Genomic DNA, 21,851 nt, shown 5'->3' on the forward strand with positions numbered 1-21,851 from the left:
ACGAGACCGTTGGCAATGCCCGGTCCAAAGATGCCAAGGCCGAGCAGCGACAGCGCGGCCAGCACGATCGCCATGGCATCGTCGATCGACGGCGTGTTGCCGCCAAAGCCTGCGGTGAACTCTGAGAAGAGGGTCGAGCCGATGCCGATGATGACGGCGAGCACGAGCACCTTGATGCCTGACGAGATGACGTTGCCGAGCACCCGCTCGGCCATGAAGGCGGACTTGCCGAACAGACCGAAGGGGATGAGCACGAAGCCGGCAAGTGTCGTCAGCTTGAACTCGATGAGGGTGACAAAAAGCTGAATTGCGAGGATGAAGAAGGCCAGCAGCACCAGCGCCCAGGCGAAAAACATGCAGGCGATCTGAATGAAGTTCTCGAAGAAGGACCAATAGCCCATGAGGTTCGAGATCGAGTCCAGCAACGGCCGGCCGGCGTCGAGCCCGGTCTGCGCCACCTTGCCCGGGCGCATGAGATCGTTGACGGTAAAACCCGTCCCCGAGGCCTTCAAGCCAAGCCCAGCGAAGCTTTCGAAGACAATGCGGGCGAGATTGTTCCAGTTGGAGATGAGATAGGCGAAGACGCCGACGAACAGCGTCTTCTTGACGAGGCGCGCCATGATGTCGTCGTCCGCCCCCCAGGACCAGAAGAGCGCGGCCAATGTCACGTCTATGACGATCAGGGTCGTGGCGATGAAGCCGACCTCGCCGCCGAGCAGGCCGAAGCCGCTGTCGATGTAGCGCGTGAAGACTTCGAGGAAATGGTCGATGACGCCCATGCCGCCCATGTCAGCGAGCCTCCGGCCAGGACGGCTCGGCCTGGATCGCGGGAGCGGTCACATCCGTCCCCTGCCCTTCTTTCCGGCCGGCCGGCGCCGCCACATTTGGAAACAGCGTTGTCGGCGGAGCAGGCGCGGTTGCCGCGTCACGTCGACCGAGAAAGCGGCGCCGGCTTTCTGCCCATGCCTTCAAGCAACCGGGATCGCGGGGGCCGGCCTCGCCGATCCCGGAACAGCGTCGCAGTTCGGACGCGAGCGGGTCTTGTGACGCGATGGAACGGTCCCGCATCGCCGGGTCATCAGGCTCATCATCCTTGCTGCTCATCTCGATCGCGGTCACTGTCAAAGCGACCGCGATGAAGACGACCGCGCCGATGCGCGCGAGGATCTTGCCATTCATCGTGCGGTCTCAGTTCTTGCCATAGAACATCTGCGCACTGCCGGGCTGGTAGCCCGAGCCCTGGGTCAGGAAGCGGCGGCGCTGCTCCCTGCCCTGGTCGGCGGCGGTGGCCTGTTCGGCCGATTGCAATGCCTGCGCCCGACCGTTCGCGGCAACGACAGCGGTGAGATCGGCGAGTTGCTGCGCCTGAAGTGCGAGGAGCTGGTTGCCGGCCTGCGTTGCCTGAAGCGCGCCGGTCGCACCCTGGCTCTGGCCGACCAGCGCCGACATCTCGTTGCGATTGGAATCGATGTTGCCAACGACGCCCGCCTGCACACGCATGGCATCCTGAAGGCCACCAACCGTGTTGCCCCAGCGCGAGCGCGCGTCGGTGACGAGTTGCTGATCCGAAGCCGACAGCGGGACGCTGCCGTATTTCTGCTGGAAGGCCTGATCGATCTGCTGGACGTCATAGGCAATATTCTGCGCCTGCCCGAGCAACTGCTGGGTCCGCTGCAAGGATTGCTGGAGCTGCTGCAGCGAGGAGAATGGCAGGCCTGCGAGATTGCGGGCCTGGTTGATGAGCATCTGCGCTTCATTCTGAAGCGAGGTGATCTGGTTGGTGATCTGCTCGAGCGAGCGCGCCGCCGTCAGGACGTTTTGCGTATAGTTCGTGGGATCGAATACGATGAAGGCGTGCGCCGGCGTCGCCAGCATCGGCGAGAGCGCGGCGGGAGCGGCAAACAGGGCGGCAGCGAACCGCATGGCAAGTGAAGGGCGCATTTTCATGGGGATTTCTCCAGGTTGGTGACGGCGCGGTTGGTGAGGGCGGGGCTGGTTGGTGCGGGAACGAGTTCCGCAGCCCAGCCGACGCCACGGTGGTTGAGCCAGGCAGCGAGGAAACCGTCGCGGCCATGCTCGGCGACGATGCGGGCGATCGCGGCCTGGTCGGTCTTCGCGGATACGGCGCAAAGCGCGAGCGCCACATCCGACAGACCGAGCTCGATCAGCCGATTGCCGCGACGGGACTGGCAGTAATAGTCGCGCTTCGGCATCGCCCGAGCGATGATCTCGATTTGCCGGTCATTGAGGCCGAAGCGGCGATAGATCGACGTGATCTGCGGCTCGATGGCGCGCTCGTTCGGCAGGAGGAGCCGGGTCTGGCAGCTCTCGATGATCGCCGGCGCGATTGCCGAACCATCGATGTCGCTGAGCGACTGCGTGGCGAAGATGACACTGGCGTTCTTCTTGCGCAGCGTCTTCAGCCATTCGCGGAGCTGGCCGGCAAAACCCTCATCGTCCAGCGCAAGCCAGCCCTCGTCGATGATGAGGAGGGTTGGCGAGCCATCGAGGCGATCCTCGATGCGATGGAAGAGATAGGACAGGACCGCGGGCGCAGCACCTGTTCCGATCAGCCCTTCGGTTTCGAATGCCTGGACCGACGCCGATCCGAGATGCTCGCGCTCGGCATCGAGCAATCGGCCGCAGGGGCCCCCGACGCAATAGGGGCGCAGTGCCTGCTTGAGATCATTTGATTGCAACAGCACGACCAGACCGGTGATGGTGCGCTCCTCGACGGGCGCGGAGGCCAGGGAACTCAACGCCGTCCAGATATGCTCCTTGACCTCAGGCGTGATCGTCACATTCTCGCGCGTCAGGATCGCCACGATCCAGTCGGCGGCCCAGGCGCGCTCGGGGACATCATGAATGCGGGCGAACGGCTGAAGGCTGACGCTGTCGATCGCGCCATCGCTGAGATCACCGCCGAGATCGTGCCAGTCGCCGCCCATGGCGAGCGCCGCGGCGCGGATCGAGCCGCCGAAATCGAAGGCGAAAACCTGCGACCCGGGATAGCGACGGAACTGCAGCGCCATCAGCGCCAGAAGCACGGACTTGCCGGCTCCCGTCGGGCCGACGACCAGCGTGTGGCCGACGTCGCCGACGTGAAGCGAAAGCCGGAACGGGGTCGAGCCTTCGGTCTTGCCGAAGAGCAGAGGGGGCGCTGCAAAATGCTCGTCCCGTTCCGGCCCCGCCCACACCGCGGAAAGCGGGATGATGTGGGCGAGATTAATCGTGGAGACGGGAGGTTGACGGACGTTGGCGTAAACATGACCCGGCAGGCTGCCGAGCCATGCGTCGACGGCGTTGATGGTTTCGACCATTGCCGTGAAATCGCGGCCCTGGATGACCTTTTCGACCCGGCGCAGTTTTTCGTCGGCGATGCCGGGATCATCGTCCCACACCGTCACCGTCGCGGTGACATAGGCCATGCCGGCATAGTCGGCGCCGAGCTCCTGCAGCGCCATGTCGGCGTCGGCGGCCTTGTTCGCGGCGTCGGTGTCTACGAGCACTGACGCCTCGTTGGTCATCACCTCCTTGAGGATCGCCGCAACCGATTTGCGCTTGGCGAACCATTGACGCCGGATCTTTGTCAGCAGCCTGGTCGCATCGGTCTTGTCGAGCAGGATCGCGCGCGTCGACCAGCGATACGGGAAGGCCAGCCGGTTCAGTTCGTCGAGCAGGCCCGGCGTGGTCGCGGTCGGGAACCCCGTGACGGTCAGAATGCGCAGGTGCGAGGCGCCCAGCCGCGGCTCGAGCCCGCCGGTCAGCGGCTGGTCGGCCAGCATGGCATCGAGATACATCGGCGTTTCGGGAACGCGGACACGGTGGCGATTGGTCGAGACGCAGCCATGCAGGTAGGTCAGTGTCTCGGCGTCATCGAGCCAGCTGCACTCCGGCATGAAGGCTTCGACAAGGCGCAGGACGCGGTCGCTGTGGTCAGTGAACCCGGTCAGCACCGCGTTGGGGTCGAGGCCCTTCTTCTCGCGCCCTTCATAGAGCCAGCTTTCCGCTCGCGCGGTGTCTTCGGCGGGCGCAAGATAGGTGAGCGTCAGGAAGTAGCTGGACTCGAAATGCGCGCCGGCCTCCTCGAAGCCCGCCTTTCGCTCCGCATCGACCAGCGTCGAGGCCGCATCCGGAAAATGGCTGTCGGGATAGCGGGTCGAGGCATGGCGCTGCGCCTCGACGAAGATCGCCCAGCCGGACCCGAGACGGCGCAACGCATTGTTGATCCGGCCGGCGACTGCGACCAGTTCGGCCGGAACGGCGCTGTCGAGATCGGGACCGCGAAAGCGCGCGGTGCGCTGGAAGCTGCCGTCCTTGTTTAGGACCACGCCGGCGCCGACCAATGCCACCCAGGGCAGGAAGTCAGCGAGCCGGTTGCTACGGTTGCGATATTCGGCAAGATTCATCATCCAATGGCTCCCCTCAGACCGTGAGATGCGCCGGGATGCGCAGGTGCCGGCGAACGACGTCGACGAAAAGCGGATCGCGCTTGGCGGCCCAGACAGCGGCAACATGCCCGATCGCCCAGATTGCGAGGCCGACGAGCCACAGACGCAGGCCCAACCCCACGGCGCCGGCGAGCGTCCCGTTCATGATGGCAATGGCGCGCGGGGCGCCGCCGAGCAGGATCGGCTCGGTCAGCGCGCGGTGCACGAGGACCGCATAACCCGGCACTGGGTAGTCCGGCATTGACCCGCTCTGTTCGACCAAACCCGCCATCAGATCAGCGCTCCGCCGCCGAACGAAAAGAACGACAGGAAGAAGCTCGACGCAGCGAAAGCGATGGACAGGCCGAACACGATCTGGATAAGCCGGCGGAAGCCGCCCGACGTGTCGCCGAAGGCGAGCGTCAGGCCGGTGACGATGATGATGATCACCGCCATGATCTTGGCGACCGGCCCCTCGATCGACTGGAGGATCTGTTGCAGCGGCTGTTCCCACGGCATCGACGAGCCGGAGGCAAAAGCGGGCGCGGCCATCGCCAGCGAAATCGTGGCAACGGAAACGGTCATGGCGAGACGATGGCGCGCGAGGCGCATGCGTTTGATCACGGATTTTCTCCTTCAGGGCTTTGGATGAGCAAGGTCGGGCTGTCGTCGCCATCAAGGACGGCCGGCTCGACCCGGTAATCGCCGTCCGGGCGAAGGCCATCGACCCGGGCGAGTTCGGACAGCCGGCGTGCGGAGCCGCGGCCGGAAAGGACGGCAACCAGGTCGATCGTTTCGGCGATCAGAGCGCGTGGAACCGTGACGACGGCTTCCTGGATGAGCTGTTCCATGCGGCGGAGCGCGCCAATGGCGCTGCCGGCGTGGATCGTGCCGAGGCCGCCGGGGTGGCCGGTGCCCCAGGCCTTGAGCAGTTCGAGCGCCTCGGCCCCGCGCACCTCGCCGACCGGAATGCGGTCGGGGCGCAGGCGCAGCGATGAGCGAACAAGATCGGATAGAGACGCGACGCCGTCTTTCGTGCGCATTGCCACGAGGTTTGGCGCGGCGCATTGCAGCTCGCGCGTATCCTCGATGATGACGACGCGATCGTCGGTCTTGGCCACTTCGGCGAGCAGCGCGTTGATCAGCGTGGTCTTGCCCGTGGATGTGCCGCCAGCGACCAAGGTGTTCGCACGGGTGGCAACGCCCTGGCGCAATGCGTCTGCCTGGCGCACCGACATGATCCCGGCCGCGACATAGTCTTCAAGGGTGAAGATGGCGACGGCAGGCTTGCGGATCGCGAAGACGGGCGCCGCGACGACGGGAGGAAGAAGCCCCTCGAACCGCTCCCCCGTCTCGGGCAGCTCGGCCGAGACGCGCGGGGCGCCGGCATGGACTTCAGCACCGACATGATGAGCAACGAGGCGAACGATGCGCTCGCCGTCCGCCGCCGACAAACGTTCACCGGTATCGGAGAGTCCCTCGGCCAGGCGGTCGACCCACAAACGCCCATCGGGGTTGAGCATCACCTCGACGATACCCGCGTCGTCGAGATAGCTCGCGATCGCGGGTCCAAGTGCTGTGCGCAGCATGCGTGCGCCGCGCGCCAGACCTTCTGAATTGTGAGGCGAAGCTGCCATCGTGTCCCCGTTTCGATCCGGGGAACATGGGCGGCCCCTGGACGGGGACGATTAAGAGAACCGCGTCTCGAGTGGTTTCAACACCTATATCGAGGCGTAGTGGCGTAGCGTGCAAATACAGGAGATTGGCGGTGCCGACCTGTAATCAAGGCTGATGATCTTCAGGCAAGGGCGGCGCTCGCCGTCAATTGTGCGCGCGTCGGCAAAGCCGTCTGATCAAGCGGCTTCAGCACGAGTTGACCGTCGAGGCTTGTGGCGAACCACCACGTCGACCTTGTAGTCGAGCCGGTCCAGACAGCGAACCAGCCTGTCTATTGAAAACTTGCCCGTGCGCCCGGTGGCGATCGCGGAGACGTCGGGCTGTTTCATTCCGAGCAGTTCAGCCGACTTCGCCTGGGTCAGGCGCCGGCGCTTGATGATGGCGCGGATCTCGCGGGCCAGTTTGGCCTTGAGCAATTCCTCTTCGGGATTGTCAAAGCCGAGGTCCGCAAACACGTTGCCGCTGCTCACTTCGGCGGTGATGTCTTCCGTCATGACTTTGTTCCTTTCCCGTAGTTCTCACGGTAGTGCGCCTCGGCTGCCTTCAATCGCACTGTCACGACATCGATTTCGTGCCTGGGTGTCTCCCTGCCCTTCTTCGACTTCTTCTGGAAGCAATGAAGCACGTAGATCACCCCGGCAAAGCGCACCGCATAGACGGCCCGGTAGGTATCTCCGTCGAAGTCGTCGACCACCTCGAGGATGCTGCGGCCCCCAAAGCCTTTTAGGGCTTTGACAGCCGGGTGCTCCTCGCCATTCTGGGCGTCGTTGATTGCGACACCCATCAGCCGGCGAACATCGACCGGAAACTCGCGCAGGTCCGCCTTCGACGACCCCATCCATACAGCGGGCTTTTGGTTCTTCATTCTCCCCGGCCTTATAGCATGCAGACTATAATTTTCAACGACGAATCCTGACACCGCCTAGCCGCCGAAAATGGTGGTCCGGGTGAAAACCGCTGTTTTCTCCAAGTGATCATGAAAGCTCCTGAAGGCATGGCCCTTCATGTCGACGGGATCTTAAAGTGCGGATTTCGCGCCAGGTCCGTCCCGTGGTGGCCGCAGCGATGACTCAACGTGCTTCCCGTGAAGCGACCTCACCCTGCGGCTGCAAACTCGGCAGGTCGGAAAAGCGTGATCTATGACAACAACATGCCATTCCAAGGCCTTGATACTTATGTCATATCGGTGCGGGCAAGATCTCATTCTGCCCGTCCGTTTAGCCCACTGGCCTGCCGGGCTGGAGTGTGTCCGGGCCGCCATCGATGTCCTCGGAGATCTCCTGTCGAAGCTTTGGACCTTTCGCCAGGCGCCGACCGAGCGCGGTGACGAAGGCATCATAGCGCTCGCCCGCCTTGGCATGGGCGGCCTGCGCCGCGGGCTCGGGCAAGGCCGGTGTTGTCGCCAGCCAGAAGCGGACGAAAACAGCGAGCGTCTCCACCGCAATTCCAACATCGCGCTCCTGGCGTGTGATACGCCGATCGAGCTGGTCGAGCCGCTTGGTGATCGCCGCCTCCTGTCGCTCGGCGCCATCGGGTGAGAGGAAAGACTCGATGGCAGCTTCCGCGACGAGCGACCGCGAAAGATCTCGGCGCGCCGCGTGTTCGGCCAGCCTGCTCATGACCTTCGGATCGAGATAGACGGACAGGCGTTGTTTGCGGGGTGGCTTTGCCATCGGAGCCTCACATATCCACACCGTCGCCGGGGTCGAGCGACGCCTGCCGCGCAATGCCTTGCATGAGGTGCGTCAATCGACGATTGCGGGTAGCATCGTCCTCGACGTCGTCGAGATGATCGATCTCGAATTCGTTCTCGGTCGAAGACTTCACGACCGGCTCGACGCGACTGAGCTCAGGTTGCCGACGACGTTCGGAATCTGTTTGGTCCTCATCCGCGGCCGACGGCGCCGACGTGGCTTCGGCAATCCGGGGACGGGAAGGCAGAGGCAGTCTGGTCCAGTCGTCCGGCCTCCCCTCCACTGCCGCCACCAACGCCGGAGGCGGCAAGATACGCTCCCTGAAGCGAGCATCCTCATGATAGCGCGCCTTTTTGGCGCGGATCGGCGGCGCACCCGAGACCATGACGATCTCGTCGGTGGCCGGCAGCTGCATCACTTCACCCGGCGTGAGCAGCGGACGAGCCGTCTCGGAGCGGGAGACCATGAGATGACCGAGCCAAGGCGACAGCCGGTGGCCGGCATAGTTCCTCATGGCCCTCATCTCCGTCGCTGTTCCAAGCGCGTCGGACACCCGCTTGGCGGTGCGCTCATCATTGGTGGCAAAGCTTACCCGGACGTGGCAGTTGTCGAGGATTGAGTTGTTGGCGCCGTACGCCCGCTCGATCTGATTGAGGGATTGAGCGATCAAGAAGCTCTTCAGCCCGTAGCCGGCCATGAAGGCGAGCGCCGACTCGAAGAAGTCGAGACGGCCAAGCGCCGGGAACTCGTCGAGCATCAGGAGCAGCCGGTGGCTTTTCGCCCTCACCTGCAGATCTTCGGTCAAGCGGCGACCGATCTGATTGAGGATCAGGCGAATGAGCGGCTTGGTCCGGTTGATGTCGGACGGCGGCACGACGAGGTAGAGCGTCGTCGGATGCTTGTCGTCGACAAGGTCGGTGATGCGCCAGTCGCAGCGGCGCGTGACCTCGGCCACGACAGGATCGCGATAGAGACCAAGGAAAGACATCGCGGTGGAGAGCACGCCAGAGCGCTCGTTGTCGGATTTGTTCAAGAGCTCCCGCGCGGCGCTGGCGATGACCGGGTGTGGACCTGCTTCACCCAGATGCGCCGTTTTCATCATCGCCGACAGCGTCGATTCGATCGGACGCCTTGGATCGGAGAGGAAGCTGGCAACGCCGGCAAGCGTCTTGTCCTGCTCGGCATAGAGGACATGCAAGATCGCACCGACCAGAAGGGCATGGCTTGTTTTCTCCCAATGGTTCCGCCTCTCGAGCGATCCTTCTGGGTCGACCAGGATGTCAGCGATATTCTGAACGTCACGGACTTCCCATTCGCCGCGGCGCACCTCGAGCAGCGGGTTGTAGGATGAGGATTTCGGATTGGTCGGATCGAACAACAGGACACGGCCATGCCTGGCGCGGAAGCCCGCGGTGAGTTGCCAGTTTTCGCCCTTGATGTCATGGACGACGGCTGAACTCGGCCAGGTGAGCAGCGACGGGACGACAAGGCCGACGCCCTTGCCCGAACGTGTGGGCGCAAAGCACAGCACATGCTCCGGCCCGTCGTGGCGCAGATAGGCGCTGTCATATCGCCCAAGTACCACACCATCGGAGCCGAGAAGGCCAGTTGCCTTGACCTCCTGCTTGTCGGCCCAGCGGGCGGAGCCGTAGGTCTCGACCTTCTTGGCCTCGCGAGCCCGCCAGACCGACATGCCGATGGCGACGGCGACGCAAGCGAAACCGCCAGAAGCCGCGATAAAGGCTCCCTCCACGAAGATCGAAGGCGCGTAAGCATCGAAGCCATACCACCACCAGAAGAAGGACGGCGGAAGGTAAAACGGAAAGCCGAGGACATGAAACCATGGCCTGCCGAGCTCGGGCTGAAACGCCAGGCGCCAGGCCACCCACTCCGTCGCGCTCCAGGTGGTGATCAGCACGATCATCAAGACCGCGAGGATCTGGCCCCAGAGTATCTTGGTGGCGGACATAGAAGCGGTCCTTTCTTGACAATGAGGTTAGAGACCGAGGGTACGCTTGCGGGCGAAGCTCCAGTCGATGCCGCCGTCATCGCGAGCGATGCCCGAGATGTGGCGGCCAAGATGTTTTTCCAGGGACGGCGTCCAGGGCACCAGTTGGAAACCGAGGCCGTCATCGATCATGGCGAAGCGGCCGGAGGCGAGCAGGAAACGTTGCCGGTAGGAACCGGCGACGAACTCGCCGCTGCGGGTGCGGTTGAAGGGCTGGCCGGTTTCGGCCGAGAGCTTTTGGCCGAGCGCCTCGAGTTCGCGGCGACGCAGCGTGTCGATCAGGTTGGGCATGAAGCTGATGCGTTGGCCATGCCGCGCGCAGAGACCCTGTTCGACGAGATGGTCGGCCCGGCGCTGCAGCGCCTGCCGCACCTCGGCGCCGAAACCGCTTTCTGAAAGCGCAATCGGTTCGCGGGCGATATTCTGGCGGTCAAGCCAGGTCGCGCCGGCGGCGGTCGTTTGCCGCTCAATGTCCAGATCGGAGCGGACAGCGAGTGCGGCGCGCGGATGTCCCTGCGCATCATGGAACTTGCGCAGTTCGACGATCGAGCCCGGAGGGCTGTCGCCCGCGGCGTCGAGATCGGACAGCTTGATGTGATGGGTGCGGCCGTCGGTGCCATCGACCACGGCGTAGGCGCTGCCCTTCAGCTCATCATCGAGACCGCGGTCGACCAGACGACCGACGATCGGCGTGTCGAGGCGCTCCGCCGCCAGCACATAGTTCGCCGCGCCGCGCTCGATGCCCTGTTCTGTCAGGGCGCGGTGCATCCGCTTGATGATGTCGCCGCGTTCGCCAAGCTGGCGCAGCGTCGCCTCGGCCTTGTCGTCGATCATCCATTGGCCCGGGCCGACCTGTTCGGCAAGGCCAAGGGTTTCAAGCTTGCGCATCCGCCCGACCTTCAGCACGTGATATTCATCAGGCTGGCCGTTCGCGGCGGTGGCAAGGTCGATGACACCTCGGTCGCGCCCGTCGCGAACAAGCTGCCGGTCAAGCTGGGTCCAGCGTTCGGCATCGACCTGGCGCTGCAGATTGCGATGGATGTCGAGATCGGTGCGCGGTCCGAGCTCCTGGGTAACGAGATCGGCCGCGCGGGCGCGCATCCCCTCCTTGATGTAATCGCGCGAGATCACGAGATCCTGCCCGTCATCAGTGCGGCCGCGCAAAATGATGTGAAGGTGCGGGTTGTCGGTGTTCCAGTGATCGACGCCGGCCCAATCGAGCTTCGTGCCGAGGTCCTTTTCCATCCGGCCCATCAGATCGCGGGCGAAGGATTTGAGATCCGCCATGTCGACGGCATCTTCCGGCGAGACGATGAAGCGGAAGTGGTGCCGGTCATCGCCGCACCGCGCGGCGAAAGCATCGCCATCCACCGCATCAGCCTGCGGCCCGAACAGCCTCGCCTTCTCCCCGTCACGGGTGACGCCCTCGCGGCGCAGATAAGTGAGATGGGCGGCAAGCGGGGCGCCGCGCGCGAGATGGCGCACCAGCCGTGTCTTGATGATCACGGTTCGCGAGCGACCGGTGAGGAGACGATTGGCGCGCACGCTCGCCGAGCGGCCACGCCCGAAGGTCGAGCGATTGCCCGGACTGATTTGGCCGGAGCGCGAGACGCGGGCACCGGCCTTCTGGGCGGCGGCAAGCGCCTGCGCAATGAACGGCCTGGCGCGCTGGGCGCTGGGCGAGCGGATGCGGCCGGGCCGGATCCGGAAGCCATCCTCACCGTTCATGGCGAATATCCGCACATCGTATCAAGACTTTGAAATCACAGGCAAACCAGCGCTCCGGCGAGGTGCACCAAATCCTCGCACCTCGCGGAAATCCTGCATAAGCTATTGAAACAACACGACCGATCGACGCCGCACCTCGCGGCCTTTTATCTCGCCATCTTCCGGTTGTTCTGCCCACCTTGCCGCTCCATCCACGCCAGGGTGCGCTGGAGCTTGCGGCTGCGCGAAAACGGCCATACGCGCTCATGGCTGGATCCCTTTGCCCGCTCGCGCCACGAAGAGGCCTTCGGACAGCGGCACGATGGCAGAGACATCGCGCACGGTGGGTGCGGAGCTTGCGTCATTTGGCGGTCGCTCGGTCAGCACGAGAGCGACAGCTTGTCTGCGATCCGACAGACCTGCGAAGAGCGAGCCGTGCTTCCAGGGAATGGCCTCGACAGACGTGACTGCGAAAGGGCGCATACCCTCGCTTCCACCGATAAGAGGGGCGAGCGTCTCGACATAGGCGCGGGTCTCGGCCGGCAACGGACGCCCGGCGAGGTAGGATTCGTAGCGTGCAGGTCCCGCGTTGTAGGCGGCCAGAAACCCCGGCGAGCCATAGCGATCGTGCAGTTCGCGCAGATACGCCGTTCCTGCCATGATATTGTCACGGGGATCGAACGGATCGCGGCCAAGCGACCAGCGGGCGCGCAGATCATCCCATGTGCCCGGCATGATCTGCATCAAGCCGCGGGCACCAGCGCTGGAGACGGCGCGCGCGTCGCCCGCACTCTCCTTGCGCATGATCGCGCGTATCCACGCGGTCGGAACGCCGAAGCGGTGCGAGGCTTCGCTGATGTGAGCGCCGAATGGATCGCGCTGCGACGATCGCGCGGCGGCCAGGTCCTGTGCCACTGTCGCCACGGGAATGAGAGACGCGACGGACAGGCCGCAAAGGAAGAGCAGAGCCATGCGCCGGGCAGCGAAAAGTCGCCCGGGCGCACCGGGATGGCTCGTCGACGGACGGCGAGCGCGCATCGTTCAATCCTTCTCGCTGCGGTCGCGCGGACGCGCCCAGTGCATTGACCAGGACGTCTTGTCGTCGCCATTGCGAAAGAGGTTCGCGCGTATCGGCTGCGCGAAGGTCGGGTCGTCGAGCTGGATCGAGACATAATCTCCGGCCTTCTCGCTGGAGCGTTTCCAGCCGGCGCCAATCTCGGGGCCGTCCTCGCTTCCGGCGTGAACGCGGTAGTCAGGCGCATTCTCCGTTTCGCTCGCCTCTGCCGCCACGATGGCGAGATCGAGGTTGAGGCTGAGTGTGTGGATGCGCCCGCTGTAGCCAGTCTTCTGGCGCGTGAATTCCCCGATCTGTTGCATGTCTGACTCCTGTTTTCAGTGGTGCGGTGATTAAGGCTGGCGGCACGACGCGCGCCGCCGGTCGCGCGCTCACCGCGTTGACGCGCCATTCGAAGCGGCCATCGCCGTTCTCGTCCGTCCACAGCGGGACGGCGCGGCCGACGATCTGGCTGGTGGAGAGGAGGCCGAAGTAACGGCCGTCGAGGCTGTCGCGGACCTGCCAATTCATCAGGAAGACTTCGCCGGCCGGGATGCGGCGGCAGCCCTGCCAGACAGGCAGGTCGCGGCCGGCCCGATCACGCTCGAGCGCCATGCCCGCCTCGACGCCATCGACAGTGATGGTGAGGTTCGAGCGACAGACAATTTGCCCGGATACGCCAAGGATGCGCTTCAAGAGTGGCACGCCCCTCGGCAGGTAGCCGCGATCAGCGAGGAACGCCGCGAGTGGCTCGGGCGCGTCGACGGCGACAAGATCGGTGACCTCGAAGCGCCCGTCGAAATCAATCGTGTAGAAGCCGATCGGCGCGCTAGCCGACGCATTCCAGATGAGCTTCGTGGCCATCGGCGTGAGGCAGGGATAGCCGACGCCCATGGTTGCGAGAACGCTAGCGAGAATGATCCCGGCGCGGCTCACGGCTCGGTCCTCTTGCGCAGCAGGAAGGCGCGATGTTGGTCGAGGGTGTAGGCGCGGAGCTCCTGACCGGCGGTTATCCGGTTATGGATGTGCCGCCAATGATCGGGCGACACCGACTCAGGCTCGATGTCGAGGCCCTGGATGGCGTCGATCGCCTGCAGCACGCGTTCGACCTTGGGCCAGCTCTGGACCTTCAGAAGGATGTCGCCGCCGGGGCGCACGAAGGGCAGCGTCTGATAGGCATCGCCACGTGCGACCGCACGCACGATATCGATGCGTGAGATGATCGTTCCAAAGTCGTTCGCGGCCCAGCGCACGAAGGCGAAGACTGCTCCGGGATGATAGGACAGGATGCGCCGGCGACGATCGACGATCTGTTCATGGGCGTGGGTGCCGAAGCGTATCCAGTTCTCTTGTCTCTTCTCCAACCAGGTCAGTTCGACCTGGACGAGTTCGTCGCGAGCGTGGTGCGTGGCGGCCATCATCGGATGGCTCCCGAGCGCGGATCAAGAGGCGGATTGAGGGGCTCGGAGATGCTGGTTGCAGTGCTGCTGCCGTCAGAAACCGATGGCGCATTCGAGGTCGTGTCGGTGTCTATGCTGAGTCCGTCGCTGGTTCGTCGGATGAGCCTGTCGGTGCGACGAGTTTCGTGAATCGGCGCGGAGCGGAAACTGAGTCCGCGCAAAGGCTTGGCGACATAGATATTGTCCCATGTTTGTGAACTGACCCCAAAATGTGCGATGTTTGCGTACTGAGTCGTTTGAAGGTGGAGGCCGATGCGGCGGCGCATTCCCCTCAGCCGGCGGTCGCATGTGACCGGGTTCCAGGCCCTTGCGACGGGGGTGGCGGAGCACGAAAGCGCCCTCGAACGAGACTTCGTGACGCTTGTGAGCTGGACGGATGCGGGCGCGGTGGTGACCGAGCAGCCGGTCACGATCCGGTTCCGGCAGGGGCAGCGGTCGCGGCGATACACGCCTGACTTCCGCGTCGACTGGAGCGCCGGGGGCTCCGATATCGTCGAGATCAAATATCGCGCCGACCTTAGATCGGACTGGCACCGGCTGAGGCCGGCGTTCGCCGCCGCCCGGGCCTGGGCCGGCGAGCATGGCGCCCGCTTCAGGATCGCCACGGAGCGCGGCATCCGCGGTCCGCGCCTCGATGCGGCGAAGAGGTTGCTGCCGCTCAGGAACGTGCCGATCGACACGGCGCTGGCGGAGTTGGCCGTGGTGCGGGCGCGCGCCGACGCCATCGACTTCATCGGGCTGGTCGACGCCTTGCCAACGACGCGCGAAGCCGGACTGGCCGTGGTCTGGCGCCTGATTGCGCGCGGCGCCCTTGTCGTCGATCTGTCGGCGCCAATCGTGCCGAGCACGCGCGTGGGTGCGGCGTGAGCGTGCCCGACATCGCGACCGTGAGCCCTACCGCTTGGGATGAAGCCCGCCGCTTCCTGCCGATCGTCCGGCGCCTGGCGGACGATCCGACCCGAACCCGAGCGGACGTGGAAGCTGGCGCGGCGGAACTGGGCTGTGGGCCGACCCACGTCTATGCCCTGATCCGCCGCTACATCGCTGATCCACGACTGACGAGCTTGCTGCCGCGCAAGCGAGGGCCGAGCGCCGGCTTCTCCCGGCTCCAAAACGAGGTGGACGTGCTGGTCGAGGAGGCGATCGACGGCGTCTATCTCACGCGCCAGAAGCCCAAGATCATGCACCTGGTCGAGGAGGTGCTGCGCCAGTGCGCGGCGCGCGGCCTCACTGCGCCGAGCCGGCGAACCATCACAGCCCGGCTTCGCGCCCGCCCGGGTCGGGAGGTGATCGCCAAGCGCCAAGGCGCCAAGGCGGCGCGCGACCGTTACGCTCCTGTCGTCGGTTCGCTGGAGGCTCACTGGCCGTTGTCGTTGATCCAGATCGACCACACGCTGGTCGACGTGGTCGTGGTCGACAGCGAGACGCGCGCACCGATCCAGCGCCCCTGGCTGACCCTGGCGATCGACGTCTGCACGCGCTGCGTCGCCGGCTTCCACCTGTCGCTGGAGCCGCCCTCGGCGACGTCCGTCGCGCTCTGCCTGACCCACGCAGCACTCGCCAAGGAGAGCTGGCTCGCCGAGCGCGCCATCGACGCAGAGTGGCCGGTTCGCGGCATCCCGGAACGCCTGCACCTCGACAACGCCAAGGAGTTCCGGTCCGAGGCGCTGAAGCGCGGGTGCGAGCAGTATGGGATCGCGATCGACCATCGGCCGGTGCGCACGCCTCACTATGGCGGCCATATCGAGCGGCTGATCGGCACCATGATGGGCAAGGTCCACCTGCTGCCCGGCACGACGTTCTCCAGCGTCCAGGAGAAGGGCGACCTGAATCCCGAGAAGAGCGCCGCCATGACGATCGACGAGGTCGAGCGCTGGCTCGGCCATGCGATCGCCGGCGTCTATCACCGCGATCTGCATCGGGGCATCGGCATGACGCCCTTGGCGGCCTGGCAGCGGGGCATCGCCGGCGACGGCGCCACGCTCGGCCGTGGCGCGCCGGTCGCCGTGCCCGACCCTCGCCGCTTCCTGATCGACTTCCTGCCGATCGAGCGTCGCAGGGTCCGGCGTGATGGCGTGGCGCTGCACTCGATCGCCTACTGGGCTGACGTGCTCAGCACCTGGATCGGCCATCCCGAGCGGATGATCGTCCGCTACGACCCGCGCGATCTCAGCCGCATCTATCTGCTTGGGCCCGATGGCACCTATTACGACCTTGCCTATCGCGACCTGCGGCGGCCGCCGATCAGCCTGTGGGAGCATCGCCTGGCATTGAAGCGCTTGCGGGAGGAGGGGCGCGCGCATGTCGACGAAGCCGCGATCTTCCGGGCGGTCGAGACCATGCGCGCCATCGCCGATGACGCGGTCCACACCACCAAGACCGCACGCCGCCAGCGAGAACGCCGGCTCCGGGTCGTGTCGAGCAGCGCGTCCGAGCCGGCGGTGAGTCCCGAGCTGGGCAAGCCCGCTCGGCGCGCCGACGCCGACGTGCCGCTGGAGGATCGCATCTTCCCGTTCGAGGAATGGTCGTGAGCGGGGACTATCCACACCTCCACCCTGCGGTCCGGCCGTTCGTGGACGAGGCGACAGAGGTGCGCGTCCGGCGCATCCGCACGGATCGTTGGATCGCCTATGCACGGGCGAACGCCGCCCTGGCGGCTATGGAGGACCTGCTGACGTTCCCGAAGCGGATGCGGATGCCGAATCTGCTGCTTGTCGGCCCGACGAACAACGGCAAGACCATGATCGTGGAGAAGTTCCGGCGTGCGCATCCGGCGCTCACTGCCGTCGAGGCGGCGGACGGCGTTGCAGTCCTGCCGGTGTTGAGGGTGCAGATGCCGCCCGGACCGGACGAAGGGCGGCTGTTCGGCGCAATCCTCGACGGGCTTGGGGTGCCGTTCGGCCCCCGCGACCGCATTGCCGCCAAGCAGGATATCGCGGTGCGCATGATGCGCGCGACGGACACCCGCCTGCTGGTGATCGACGAGCTGCATAATCTGCTGTCGGGCACCTCGATGCAGCAGCGTCGGCTGCTCAACCTGCTGCGCTGGCTGGGCAACGAACTGCAAATACCGCTGGTCGGCGTCGGCACGGCCGAGGCGTTGCGCGCGATCCGCAGCGACGACCAGCTCGTCAATCGGTTCGAACCGTTCGCCTTGCCCGTGTGGGAAGATGACGAGGAATATCGGCGGCTTCTCGCGACACTCGAAGCGGCCTTGCCTCTGCGCAAGCCGTCGCACCTCAACGACCCGGTCATGGCCGGCCGCATTCTTGCGGCGGCGGAGGGCGTGCTGGGCGAGATTATCGCCGTCGTCGTGCGGGCGGCTGTGCTGGCGGTCGAGACCGGGACGGAGACCATCTCGGCACGCATGATCGAGGATGCGGGCTTCATCCGGCCCTCCGAGCGTCGGCGTGTTGCGGTCTGATCTGTTCGCCGTCTCGGCCATGCCCGAGGCGTTCCCGGCACGGGCGATGCTGCCCGTTCACATCGAGCCGGGGGCGGATGAGGCGCTCGTGTCGTGGCTCGTCCAACTGAGCTGGGCGCTCCGACAGTCTCCGCTCATGTTCAGCCGGCACGGCTTCAAGGTGGATGCCGCGGGTGATCCCGAGTGGTGGCGTCGTCCGTCGGCAGGCCAGCTCGCAACGATCGCCGAACGGACCGGAGTCGAGCAGGCCCGGCTGAAAGCCATGACGCTCCTGGGCTGGTCGATCGCACGTGATGATGAGGGCGCGCAGCGCTTCACAAGCCGGCGCTGGACAAACCCGAAGCTGGGCCGCCGGAAAGGCCGGCGTGTCGATGTCTGCGGGCAATGTCTGGCGGAAGACGAGCGACCCTATCTGAGGCGGCTCTGGCTGCTGGGCTGGATCGGTGTCTGCCCGCGGCACCGGACCCAGCTGATCGGGCAATGCCCGGGATGCCGGTGTCCGATCCGGTTCAAAGGGCTGAACGCGAAGGCGCCAGTCGACCTGCTTGCGTGCCAGAAGTGCGGCCGAGGGTTGGCCTGCTTGCAGGGGCAACGGGCGAATGATCGGTCGGTCGATCTGCAATCGCTGCTTGTTGCGGGGAAGAAGACCGGCGTCGTACTCCTGCCAAGCGTGGGCGAGGTCGAGTGGGCCACGATGATGGCGGTTGCAGACATGCTGCTCGGCATGATCTGGACCGGTGTCGCCACCCAGCACCGCGAGCAGCTGTTCAACCGGATCGCCCGCGAACTTGATCTGGGCTGGGAAGACCGGCTCTCGCTCTCGCTTGGCTCGAACTATGGAAGCCTGCTGATACTCGACTGGCTGGTGGCGGACCTGCCGCACCGCCTGCCTGCGGCGATCGGCATCCTGAAATCTGTCCGCTTCGAAGGTCTCCTGGGCCGCCACAACGACATCGACGACGATATAGCCGCACACCTGCGCACGATCCTGGCGGCGGCAATAGCCACGCCGGCGGTCGGACGAGGTGCGTGGCATCCCTGGATCGAAAGCTTGCCCGATAGCGCCTCCGAACTGCGGGAGCGAGCCGCCCGCGAACGCTACAAGCACCGGCGCCAGCGGCTGACGGCCTTTGCCGCGCTCAAGGCGGGGGCGACCGTCGGGGAGGCGGCAGCGATAGCCCGTGTCCAGCCGATGAGCGTTTATCGCTGGCTCGACCGCGGGATCGAACATGGGCTCGAAGCGGCGCTCGAACGCCCGACCGGGAGGCCCGCTCTGACGTCGGCTCAATCCGAAGCGCTCGCGCAATGGGTCTGCGCCGACCGCGCCAACCAGAATCGCCACGCCATCGTTGCTCAGGCGCAGGCGCGGTTCGGGATCGAGCTTAGCCTCGACATCGCGTCGAACCTCCTGAGGAAGCATCGCGACCGAAAGCCAGGCAGCGTCCGCCGTCGCCGGCGTCTGTGGGGGCCGATGAAGCCAAGGGGACCGCGCGCCAAGCCTACTCATGACCTGGCTCCCGGTTCGTGAATCGAGTCCGCGAACCTTCGCCCCGGGACACGAAACTCTGCGCGGGTTCGCGAAACTCGTCGCACCGACAGAGCCTTTGCACATCACGCGCGCGCGCTTCAAACTTAGACTCTGGGTTAGAGTCTAAGTTAAGGGCGCGATTTCGGCTTTGCTTTCTGGAGGTTAGAGCCTGTTTGGGTTCCTGATAGCACGTGCCTGCGGTTCCCGATGGCACGACAGGTCCGGTTCCCGATAGCAGGAGGCCGTCCACAGGCCTTCCACAGGAGGCGATCGGCTCGAAGGCGAGCAGCATCCGGCCGCCCATCTCCACTTCGAGGAAGAGCGAGTAGCCGGGCAGCGGCTGGCGGCGGATGATGTCGCGCAACTCGAAGGCAAAGCGCTTGTAGGGCGACAGGCTGGCGGATTTCAGGTGAAGGTGACGGAAGTCGAACCGCCAGCCGTCGCGCTGGCGTCCGCCGTGCTTGCGCACCAGCCGATAGAGCCAGCGCTCCATCCCGCCAGTCAGGTCGAAATAGGCGCGATCGATCGTCAGCACGAGCGCGTCATCGAGGACTGCCTGGTAGAACCAGTCGGGGACGATCAACTCGATCCCCGCGGGTTTGCCATGGCGATCGATGCGCTCCTGCCACTCATTGATCCATGAGAAGCGGTGACGCCGGCCTTCGGCGGGCTGACGGATTGTCGTCGAGACGGTGGTCGACTGCAGCCGGTCAAGCGCCGCCTTCAGGCGTTGATAGTCGCGCAGGCTTTTGCCGCGGCCGACGAAGGTGAGAATCTCATAGGGCGTGGCGGCCATCAGGCGCGAGGTGCGAAGCCCGGTGTCGCGCGCCTCGACGATCTGGCTTGCGGCCCAGATCAGGATGTCGGCGTCCCAGATGGTCGCCATCCCATGATCGGGTACGGCTTCGACCCGGATCGTGACGTTGCCCGCGGCAAAATCGATCGGGGTGATGCGATGGGTCTTGGAAAGGGAGAAGAACGGATAGGCCATGAGATCCTGCGCGTCTCGTGGGGCGAAGTCGCCAGGCAGCGCCCGGAACATGTCGAGCTGCCCGCGCTCCGAAAGGGATTGGTTTCGCGCCACCATTTGAAATCCGCGCGCGGTCAGCGTGCGTATCGTCCGCCATGCGCCGGCGGCGTCGATGTGTGACGCTTGGCCGGCAGGACCGATCCCCGCGGGTCGGATGTAGAGGTGACAGCGCCGCGCTCGGCCCAAGCCTGAAGATCGTCGACGGCATAGACGACACGGCCGCCGAGCTTGCGATAGGAAGGGCCAGTGCCATAGGTACGGTGCTTTTCGAGCGTGCGGGCGGACAGGCTGAGGAAATCCGCGGCTTCCTTGGTGCGCAGGAAGCGCGGCGGCAAAACGGCGATATCGGGTCGCATCGGTCGGACCTCCGTGGGGTTTTGGGCAGCCGCTGGCGTTCAGCGGTGGACGGCGACCACGGTGGCGGAGAATGGGCTTCGCACGGGATGGGGAAGTTGAGGGAGGCTAAAATCCCACCCCCACGTCCGGGGCTAGAACCGCTACGGTCGACGGCGATGACGCAGGATCTGCAGATAGCCGCCGCCGATCAGGGCGGTGGCGCCTTCGACCAGGCCGATCACCGCATCGCGCAACGCCGAGGTCTTCCAGGGATCGGCGGCGATGCGCTTGTGTCCGTAGAACGCAACCGCAATGTCGCGGTAGCTCGCGCCGTTCGCACGGCCGTCAGCGGCCCGCATCATCAGACGAAACCGGCGGCGCTGCTGTGGGGTCATACGCGTGTCCGAAGCCGTTGGGCGCCCATGCAAGGAACGCCAGAAACGGGTGAGTGCTTCGATCCGTCCCAACGTTTCTGCATCCAACAGGATCAGCGCCGCCAGGTGGCCGTGCGGATCACTGCCGGGCAGAAGGAGAAGTTGGGTCGCGACACCTGCACTATGGACAATGTGACGTCCTTCCGGGCTGTCGTGGACCTCCCCCAGGCCGGGCAAAGGCACCGATCGCAAGGACGACAGGAATTCCGGCGCCGGCACGAGAGAAACCACGGCTGGATCGACGTCAGGCGACCACAGAACGTCTTGCGCCAAGGCGGACAAATCCGGCCTGGCCGGGAAATCGCAACCCCCACAGCCGCTGTGTCTCAGGGTGGAAGGGTGCTTTCTCGGCCCTGGTGGTCAGGAGCGCCTGGTAGTGCCGTTGATAGGGTTCGTGGCGCCGCAGACACTCCCAGGCGAGCCCCTCGATTGGCAAAGTGTCGAAATAATCATAGCTGGCATTGTCTCGCCAATGCGACGTATCCGGCCTCATCCAAGAGCTCCTCGCAAGAAACGCGTAGACCCCGCCTCCAAACGATTCCGGGTTGTAGTGATTGGCGGAAGACCCTTGCCGGGCATCGGGTGATGCCGTTTTGGCATCACCCGCGAACCAGAGGCGCTGTGGTGCTAGCTGCCGGGTTGACGCAAAAGATGACGGTAGCCTGCACGCGCCATCCAGCGCGCTCGCGCCAGATGGCTGTCGTGAATGCGCCGGGCGCGTTGTGGCTCCTTCGTCAGGTCAATGCCGAAGAGAATTTCGACCACCTCGCGCCAGTCAGCGCCGTCGTCGGCGGCGTCAAGCAGGCGCATATAGAGCTTGACGTGTTCCCGATCGTATTCGGTGAGTTCGTCACTGGTCGGCGCGGTTTCGTCAAACGGCTCGATCATCGCTTGCCTCGTTCTCACAGAGTGAAAGCCTGCATTTTATAGAAACAACAGCGCTGACGGAGGATGGTTGTTCGGCATCAGGCGATGCGGTTTCAGCATCGCTCTCGGCTTGGGTGAACCCGAACCGGGACATCGGCGCAAGAAGGCCCCGGCCTTCCGGCCGGGGCATGCGCGGGTCCTT

Annotated in this window: 24 protein-coding genes and 1 pseudogene; 4 read left to right on the forward strand and 21 right to left on the reverse strand. The window is 65.1% G+C overall.

The features are described 5' to 3' along the window. From trbL to MESS2_RS27970, 16 genes and pseudogenes are all read right to left on the reverse strand, one after another. The coding region (trbL, locus tag MESS2_RS27895; RefSeq protein ID WP_040594169.1) for a P-type conjugative transfer protein TrbL at positions 1-788 on the reverse strand (788 nt) is incomplete at its 3' end. A 1-nt stretch (position 789) separates the two neighbouring features. Continuing rightward, complete coding sequence (gene trbK-alt, locus MESS2_RS27900; protein ID WP_008877955.1) at positions 790-1,179, reverse strand: putative entry exclusion protein TrbK-alt; 390 nt, start codon at positions 1,177-1,179, stop codon at positions 790-792. A 9-nt stretch (positions 1,180-1,188) separates the two neighbouring features. Further along, positions 1,189-1,941, reverse strand: a complete 753-nt coding sequence (gene trbJ / locus MESS2_RS27905; RefSeq protein WP_008877956.1) for a P-type conjugative transfer protein TrbJ — start codon at positions 1,939-1,941, stop codon at positions 1,189-1,191. A gap of 2 nt (positions 1,942-1,943) precedes the next feature. Beyond that, positions 1,944-4,412 carry a conjugal transfer protein TrbE gene (gene trbE / locus MESS2_RS27910; protein WP_008877957.1) on the reverse strand — a complete coding sequence of 823 codons (2,469 nt, stop codon included), beginning with the start codon at positions 4,410-4,412 and terminating at the stop codon, positions 1,944-1,946. Between the two features lie 13 nt (positions 4,413-4,425). After that, positions 4,426-4,722, reverse strand: a complete 297-nt coding sequence (locus tag MESS2_RS27915; RefSeq protein WP_040594171.1) for a VirB3 family type IV secretion system protein — start codon at positions 4,720-4,722, stop codon at positions 4,426-4,428. Continuing rightward, positions 4,722-5,015, reverse strand: coding sequence for a TrbC/VirB2 family type IV secretion system protein (locus tag MESS2_RS27920; RefSeq protein WP_244440105.1), 294 nt, complete (start codon positions 5,013-5,015; stop codon positions 4,722-4,724). The genes MESS2_RS27915 and MESS2_RS27920 overlap by 1 nt, the downstream gene beginning before the upstream one ends. 35 nt (positions 5,016-5,050) lie before the next feature. After that, a complete protein-coding gene (gene trbB, locus MESS2_RS27925; protein ID WP_008877960.1) occupies positions 5,051-6,067 on the reverse strand; it encodes a P-type conjugative transfer ATPase TrbB in 1,017 nt (338 codons plus the stop codon). 216 nt (positions 6,068-6,283) lie between these two features. After that, positions 6,284-6,601, reverse strand: a complete 318-nt coding sequence (locus tag MESS2_RS27930; RefSeq protein WP_006338687.1) for a helix-turn-helix domain-containing protein — start codon at positions 6,599-6,601, stop codon at positions 6,284-6,286. Further along, positions 6,598-6,972: a type II toxin-antitoxin system RelE/ParE family toxin gene (locus MESS2_RS27935; RefSeq protein WP_040594172.1), complete on the reverse strand. Its 375-nt coding sequence runs from the start codon at positions 6,970-6,972 to the stop codon at positions 6,598-6,600. The genes MESS2_RS27930 and MESS2_RS27935 overlap by 4 nt, the downstream gene beginning before the upstream one ends. Positions 6,973-7,324: 352 nt before the next feature. After that, positions 7,325-7,780 (reverse strand): ribbon-helix-helix domain-containing protein, encoded by a 456-nt coding sequence (locus tag MESS2_RS27940; RefSeq protein ID WP_008877962.1) that lies wholly within the window; start codon positions 7,778-7,780, stop codon positions 7,325-7,327. Positions 7,781-7,787: 7 nt separating this feature from the next. Then, a complete protein-coding gene (locus MESS2_RS27945; RefSeq protein ID WP_008877963.1) occupies positions 7,788-9,770 on the reverse strand; it encodes a conjugal transfer protein TraG in 1,983 nt (660 codons plus the stop codon). Positions 9,771-9,797: 27 nt separating this feature from the next. After that, a complete protein-coding gene (locus tag MESS2_RS27950) occupies positions 9,798-11,537 on the reverse strand; it encodes a relaxase/mobilization nuclease domain-containing protein (protein ID WP_008877964.1) in 1,740 nt (579 codons plus the stop codon). A gap of 243 nt (positions 11,538-11,780) precedes the next feature. Beyond that, positions 11,781-12,554: a lytic transglycosylase domain-containing protein gene (locus MESS2_RS27955; protein ID WP_008877965.1), complete on the reverse strand. Its 774-nt coding sequence runs from the start codon at positions 12,552-12,554 to the stop codon at positions 11,781-11,783. Positions 12,555-12,557: 3 nt separating this feature from the next. Beyond that, on the reverse strand, positions 12,558-12,893 hold the full coding sequence (locus MESS2_RS27960) for a DUF736 domain-containing protein (protein WP_008877966.1): 336 nt from the start codon (positions 12,891-12,893) through the stop codon (positions 12,558-12,560). 82 nt (positions 12,894-12,975) lie between these two features. After that, a pseudogene (locus MESS2_RS27965) lies at positions 12,976-13,506 on the reverse strand (S26 family signal peptidase); the annotation flags it as partial. Next, the gene (locus tag MESS2_RS27970) at positions 13,503-13,991 is read right to left on the reverse strand and encodes a DUF2840 domain-containing protein (protein WP_008877968.1); all 489 of its coding nucleotides are present in this window, start codon (positions 13,989-13,991) and stop codon (positions 13,503-13,505) included. The gene MESS2_RS27970 and the pseudogene MESS2_RS27965, both read right to left, overlap by 4 nt. A 327-nt stretch (positions 13,992-14,318) precedes the next feature. Here MESS2_RS27970 and MESS2_RS27975 point away from each other — a divergent pair, with 327 nt between their 5' ends. Genes MESS2_RS27975 through MESS2_RS27990 form a run of 4 tightly spaced genes read left to right on the forward strand, consistent with a single transcriptional unit; the run spans position 14,319 to position 18,982 of the window. After that, positions 14,319-14,897: a TnsA endonuclease N-terminal domain-containing protein gene (locus MESS2_RS27975; RefSeq protein WP_051069181.1), complete on the forward strand. Its 579-nt coding sequence runs from the start codon at positions 14,319-14,321 to the stop codon at positions 14,895-14,897. After that, positions 14,894-16,561, forward strand: coding sequence for a Mu transposase C-terminal domain-containing protein (locus tag MESS2_RS27980; protein ID WP_008877971.1), 1,668 nt, complete (start codon positions 14,894-14,896; stop codon positions 16,559-16,561). Before MESS2_RS27975 ends, MESS2_RS27980 begins: the two co-directional genes overlap by 4 nt. After that, positions 16,552-17,454, forward strand: a complete 903-nt coding sequence (locus MESS2_RS27985) for a TniB family NTP-binding protein (protein ID WP_008877972.1) — start codon at positions 16,552-16,554, stop codon at positions 17,452-17,454. Before MESS2_RS27980 ends, MESS2_RS27985 begins: the two co-directional genes overlap by 10 nt. Continuing rightward, a complete protein-coding gene (locus tag MESS2_RS27990; protein WP_244440106.1) occupies positions 17,441-18,982 on the forward strand; it encodes a TniQ family protein in 1,542 nt (513 codons plus the stop codon). The genes MESS2_RS27985 and MESS2_RS27990 overlap by 14 nt, the downstream gene beginning before the upstream one ends. Here MESS2_RS27990 and MESS2_RS27995 read toward each other — a convergent pair. From MESS2_RS27995 to MESS2_RS28010, 5 genes are all read right to left on the reverse strand, one after another. Beyond that, complete coding sequence (locus MESS2_RS27995; RefSeq protein WP_008877974.1) at positions 18,954-20,069, reverse strand: replication initiator protein A; 1,116 nt, start codon at positions 20,067-20,069, stop codon at positions 18,954-18,956. The genes MESS2_RS27990 and MESS2_RS27995 overlap by 29 nt on opposite strands. A 17-nt stretch (positions 20,070-20,086) precedes the next feature. Further along, positions 20,087-20,368 carry a helix-turn-helix transcriptional regulator gene (locus MESS2_RS28000; protein WP_008877975.1) on the reverse strand — a complete coding sequence of 94 codons (282 nt, stop codon included), beginning with the start codon at positions 20,366-20,368 and terminating at the stop codon, positions 20,087-20,089. Positions 20,369-20,509: 141 nt separating this feature from the next. After that, positions 20,510-21,055, reverse strand: a complete 546-nt coding sequence (locus tag MESS2_RS28005) for a DUF2285 domain-containing protein (RefSeq protein ID WP_244440104.1) — start codon at positions 21,053-21,055, stop codon at positions 20,510-20,512. Next, positions 21,027-21,275 carry a transcriptional regulator domain-containing protein gene (locus MESS2_RS33100; RefSeq protein WP_008877977.1) on the reverse strand — a complete coding sequence of 83 codons (249 nt, stop codon included), beginning with the start codon at positions 21,273-21,275 and terminating at the stop codon, positions 21,027-21,029. The genes MESS2_RS28005 and MESS2_RS33100 overlap by 29 nt, the downstream gene beginning before the upstream one ends. A gap of 134 nt (positions 21,276-21,409) precedes the next feature. Next, complete coding sequence (locus MESS2_RS28010) at positions 21,410-21,670, reverse strand: DNA -binding domain-containing protein (protein WP_008877978.1); 261 nt, start codon at positions 21,668-21,670, stop codon at positions 21,410-21,412. Between the last annotated feature and the right edge of the window lie 181 nt (positions 21,671-21,851).

This window comes from Mesorhizobium metallidurans STM 2683 (genome assembly GCF_000350085.1).
Classification (GTDB): Bacteria; Pseudomonadota; Alphaproteobacteria; order Rhizobiales; family Rhizobiaceae; genus Mesorhizobium; species Mesorhizobium metallidurans.